Source organism: Streptomyces bambusae, assembly GCF_019400985.1.
In the GTDB taxonomy this organism is placed as follows: domain Bacteria; phylum Actinomycetota; class Actinomycetes; order Streptomycetales; family Streptomycetaceae; genus Streptomyces; species Streptomyces bambusae_A.
The window spans coordinates 1-4896 of record NZ_WTFF01000436.1 but is presented as its reverse complement, the minus strand read 5'-3'; the positions used below and the strand labels follow the sequence as shown (position 1 = coordinate 4896).

The following is a 4896-nucleotide window of genomic DNA, read 5'->3' as shown; positions in this document are numbered from 1 at the left end:
GGCGAAGACGGCCCCGGGGCGGGGCAGCGGGGCGCCCCGGCCGGGGCCGAACAGCGCGGGCAGGGCCTCGGCCCGGCGCCAGCCGCGCGGGGCGAGCGAGCCGGGGTCGTCCTCGCCGTCCTCGTCGGTGCCGGTGTCCCCGGCGTACGGCTTCTCGGCGTGCCGGATCACCATGATCATGGCGTCCTTCGCCGGCGGCGGACCGGGGGCCGCCGTGCCCGCGTCCTCGTCCGTACCGCAGCCGGCCGCCAGGGCCAGCGGGGCGAGGGCGGCGAGCACGGTGCGGCGCCGTGGTCCGGTGCCGGCGGCGGGTCCATGGGGCATGGGGCCACTGTCGCCCACGTCCCGGGGCCGGTCCGGGTGCGGCGCGGCGTACGCGCGCGCCGGTCAGCCGATCGGATCAGCTGTGAGGCCGATCAGCTGCCGGGGCGGATCAGCTGTCGAGGCGGACCGGCTGCCGGGGCGGACCGGCACGCGGCGCGGGGTCAGCGCTTGGCCTTGCGGGTCGCGCGCAGCCACTCCTTGTTCATCGCCGCGATGGACGGCAGCGGGATGCCCTTGGGGCAGGCGGTGGCGCACTCGCCGGTCAGGGTGCAGCCGCCGAAACCCTCCTCGTCCATCCGGGCGACCATGTCCAGCACGCGCGTCTCGCGTTCGGGCGAGCCCTGCGGCAGCACGCCCAGGTGGTTGACCTTGGCGGAGGTGAACAGCATCGCCGAGCCGTTGGGGCAGGCCGCCACGCACGCCCCGCAGCCGATGCACTCGGCGTGCTCGAAGGCGTGGTCGGCGGCGGCCTTGGGGACGGCGGTGGCGTGCGCCTCGGGCGCGGAGCCGGTCGGGGCCGTGATGTAGCCGCCGGCCTGGATGATCCGGTCGAAGGCGCCGCGGTCGACGACGAGGTCCTTGACGACGGGGAACGCGGCCGCCCGCCAGGGCTCGACGTCGATGGTGTCGCCGTCGGCGAAGGACCTCATGTGCAGCTGGCAGGTGGTGGTGCGCTCCGGGCCGTGCGCGTCGCCGTTGATGACGAGGCTGCACGCGCCGCAGATGCCCTCGCGGCAGTCGTGGTCGAAGGCCACGGGGTCCTCGCCGCGCAGGATGAGGTCCTCGTTGAGGGTGTCGAGCATCTCCAGGAAGGACATGTCCTGGCTGATGCCGTCCACCTCGTAGGTGGCCATGGTGCCGGGGGCGTCGGCGTTCTTCTGCCGCCAGACGCGCAGGGTGAGCTTCATGCGTAGCTCCGCTGGGTGGGGTGGACGTACTCGAAGACCAGGTCTTCCTTGTGCAGGACGGGGGCGGTGCCGGTGCCGACGAACTCCCAGGCGGCGGCGTAGGAGAAGGCCTCGTCGCGGCGGGCGGCCTCGCCGTCGGGGGTCTGGGACTCCTCGCGGAAGTGGCCGCCGCAGGACTCCGCGCGGTGCAGGGCGTCGAGGCACATGAGCTCGGCGAGCTCCAGGTAGTCGACGATCCGGTTGGCCTTCTCCAGGGACTGGTTGAGTTCCGCTCCGGTGCCGGGGACCTTGATGCGGCGCCAGAACTCCTCGCGGATCTCCGGGATGCGGGCCAGTGCCTTGCGCAGGCCGGCGTCGGTGCGGGCCATCCCGCAGTACTCCCACATGAGCTCGCCGATCTCGCGGTGGAAGGAGTCGGGCGTGCGGTCGCCGTCGACGGCGAGGAGGCGCTCGATGCGCTCGCGGGTCTCGCGCAGGACGGACACGGCCTCGGGGTGGGTGTCGTCGACGTCGCCGGCCTGCGGGTTGCGGGCCAGGTAGTCGTTGATGGTGGACGGCAGGACGAAGTAGCCGTCGGCGAGGCCCTGCATGAGGGCGGAGGCGCCGAGCCGGTTGGCCCCGTGGTCGGAGAAGTTGGCCTCGCCGATCGCGAACAGCCCGGGGACGGTGGTCTGGAGGTCGTAGTCGACCCACAGTCCGCCCATCGTGTAGTGCACGGCGGGGTAGATCCGCATGGGGACCTCGTACGGGTTCTCCGCGGTGATCCGCTCGTACATGTCGAAGAGGTTGCCGTACTTCTCGGCCACCTTGTCCTTGCCCATACGGCGGATGGCGTCGGCGAAGTCGAGGTAGACGCCCTGGCCGCCGGGGCCGACGCCGCGGCCCTCGTCGCAGACGTTCTTGGCGGCGCGGGAGGCGATGTCGCGGGGGACGAGGTTGCCGAAGGAGGGGTAGATGCGCTCCAGGTAGTAGTCGCGCTCGTCCTCGGGGATGTCGGCTGCGGGGCGGGTGTCACCCTTGGCCTTGGGCACCCAGATCCGGCCGTCGTTGCGGAGGGACTCGCTCATCAGCGTCAGCTTGGACTGGTGGTCGCCGGTGCGCGGGATGCAGGTGGGGTGGATCTGGGTGAAGCAGGGGTTGCCGAAGTACGCGCCGCGCCGGTGGGCCCGCCAGACGGCGGTCGCGTTGGAGTTCATGGCGTTGGTGGAGAGGTAGAAGACGTTGCCGTAGCCGCCGGTGGCGAGGACGACGGCGTCCGCGAAGTGGGTGGAGATCTCGCCGGTGACCAGGTCGCGGGCGACGATGCCGCGGGCGCGGCCGTCGACGACGATCAGGTCGAGCATCTCGGTACGGGCGTGCATCTCGACGTTGCCGGCGGCGATCTGCCTGCTGAGGGCCTGGTAGGCGCCGAGCAGGAGCTGCTGGCCCGTCTGGCCGCGGGCGTAGAAGGTGCGGGAGACCTGGACGCCGCCGAAGGAGCGGGTGTCGAGCAGGCCGCCGTACTCGCGGGCGAAGGGCACGCCCTGGGCCACGCACTGGTCGATGATCTCGACGGATATCTGGGCGAGGCGGTGCACGTTGGACTCGCGGGCACGGAAGTCGCCGCCCTTGACGGTGTCGTAGAAGAGGCGGTGCACGGAGTCACCGTCGTTGCGGTAGTTCTTCGCGGCGTTGATGCCGCCCTGGGCGGCGATGGAGTGGGCGCGGCGCGGGGAGTCGCTGTAGCAGAACTGGACCACGTGGTAGCCCTGCTCGGCGAGAGTCGCGCCGGCGGCACCGCCCGCCAGGCCGGTGCCGACGACGATCACGGTGTGCTTGCGGCGGTTGGCCGGGTTGACCAGCTTCGCCTCGAAGCGGCGGCGGTCCCAGCGTTCGGCGATCGGGCCGGCCGGGGCCTTGGTGTCGGCGAGGGGCTCGCCGGTGGTGTACTCGGTGTACGTGCTCATGGTCAGCTCACCACTCCGGTCATGACGGCGACGGGGACGGAGACGAAGCCCGCGAACAGGACCAGTGCGAGGGCGTTGGCCAGGAACTTGAGGGCCTTGTCGCGGCGGGCGTTGCCGACGCCCAGGGTCTGGGCGGCGCTCCAGAAGCCGTGCCGGACGTGCAGGGCGACGGCGGCCATGGCGACGATGTAGATCGTGTTGCCGTACCAGGTGGAGAAGGTCGCCAGCACGTTCTCGTACGGGTGTCCCGCCCAGGCACGCTCGTTGACGGTGAGCGTGGTCAGGTCGAGGATGTGCCAGACGATGAACAGGCCCACGATCACGCCACCCCAGCGCATGGTGCGGGTGGCGTAGCCGGCCCGGCGCCGCTTGTGGGCGTACTTGACCGGGCGGGCCTTGATGTCGCGGCGGCTGAGCTGGTACGCGGAGACCGCGTGCGCGACGACCGAGGCCAGCAGCACGATCCGGGCGGCCCACAGGCCCCAGTGGCTGTGCAGGAAGGGCTCGCCCATGTGCCGCAGCCAGTGGCCGTAGGCGTTGAACTCGTCCGCTCCGAAGAAGACCTTGACGTTGCCGAGCATGTGCACGACGAGGTACGCGAGCATGATCAGCCCGGAGACGGCCATCACGGTCTTCTTGCCGACGGTGGAGTCCCAGAGCGTGCGCGTGATGGACGGCCGTCGATCCGTCCGCGTTGCCAGAGCCATGCCACAGACGGTAGGGACGGAGGTCCCGAAAGGTCCAAGACATGCCCCGGCTCATCCTGATAGGTAAAGCCTATGATCGGGCCTACTCTGGGGGAATGCAGTTCCAGCAGCTCGTGTACTTCGTGGCCGTCGCCGAGACCCGGCACTTCACCCGTGCCGCCGAGCGGGTGCACGTCGCCCAGCCCTCGCTGTCGCAGCAGATCAGGGCGCTGGAGCGGGAGCTGGGGGCCGAGCTCTTCAGCCGGGCGCGGGGCAACATCACCCTGACCGACGCGGGCGAGGCCCTGCTGCCGCTGGCGCGGCGGATCCTGGCCGACGCGGAGACCGCGCGGCTGGAAGTGCAGGAGCTGGCGCAGCTGCGGCGGGGGCGGATCCGGCTGGGCGCGACGCCGAGCCTGTGCACGGGGCTGCTCCCGGACGTACTGCGGGCCTTCCACACGGCCCATCCCGGGGTGGAGCTGCTGATCGAGGAGAGCGGCTCGCTGGACCTGGTGCGGGAGCTGGCGCGCGGGGCGCTGGACCTGGCGCTGATCGCCCTGCCGCTGCCGCCGGCCGCTCCGGCGCTGACCACGGTCGAGCTGCTGACCGAGGACCTGGTGGTGGTCTCCTCGGCGGACCTGCCGCCGCCGGGCGGGGGCGGGCCGCTGCCGATCTCCGCGCTGCGGGACGAGCCGATGGTGATGTTCCGGCACGGCTACGACCTGCGGGAGCTGACGGTGGCCGCCTGCCGGGCGGAGGGCTTCGAGCCGTCCTTCACGGTGGAGGGCGGGGAGATGGACGCGGTCCTCGGCTTCGCCCGGGCCGGGCTCGGGCTGGCGGTGGTGCCGGCGATGGTGGTGGACCACGCCGGGCACGGCCTGCGCACGACTGCCCTGGCGGGCTCGCCGCTGCGCCGCACGATCGCACTGGCGCACCGTACGGACGTGGCGCCGCCGCGGGCGGCGCGGGAGCTGAAGCGGATCCTGGTGGGGTGAGGGAGGGGGGGGGGGGGGCTGGCTCTTATTCACATCT

Annotated in this window: 4 protein-coding genes and 1 pseudogene; 1 reads left to right on the top strand and 4 read right to left on the bottom strand. The window is 72.0% G+C overall.

The window, feature by feature from the left end:
- The 4 genes and pseudogenes from GPJ59_RS33440 to GPJ59_RS33425 form a co-directional block, all read right to left on the bottom strand.
- Positions 1 to 324: pseudogene (locus GPJ59_RS33440) on the bottom strand (hypothetical protein); the annotation flags it as partial.
- Between the two features lie 161 nt (positions 325 to 485).
- The gene (locus tag GPJ59_RS33435) at positions 486 to 1232 is read right to left on the bottom strand and encodes a succinate dehydrogenase/fumarate reductase iron-sulfur subunit (RefSeq protein ID WP_219671669.1); all 747 of its coding nucleotides are present in this window, start codon (positions 1230 to 1232) and stop codon (positions 486 to 488) included.
- A complete protein-coding gene (locus tag GPJ59_RS33430; RefSeq protein WP_219671668.1) occupies positions 1229 to 3178 on the bottom strand; it encodes a fumarate reductase/succinate dehydrogenase flavoprotein subunit in 1950 nt (649 codons plus the stop codon). Before GPJ59_RS33430 ends, GPJ59_RS33435 begins: the two co-directional genes overlap by 4 nt.
- Before the next feature lie 2 nt (positions 3179 to 3180).
- Positions 3181 to 3885, bottom strand: coding sequence for a succinate dehydrogenase (locus tag GPJ59_RS33425; protein ID WP_219671667.1), 705 nt, complete (start codon positions 3883 to 3885; stop codon positions 3181 to 3183).
- A gap of 95 nt (positions 3886 to 3980) precedes the next feature.
- Here GPJ59_RS33425 and GPJ59_RS33420 point away from each other — a divergent pair, with 95 nt between their 5' ends.
- Positions 3981 to 4859 carry a LysR family transcriptional regulator gene (locus GPJ59_RS33420; RefSeq protein WP_219671666.1) on the top strand — a complete coding sequence of 293 codons (879 nt, stop codon included), beginning with the start codon at positions 3981 to 3983 and terminating at the stop codon, positions 4857 to 4859.
- The last annotated feature ends 37 nt before the right edge of the window (positions 4860 to 4896 follow it).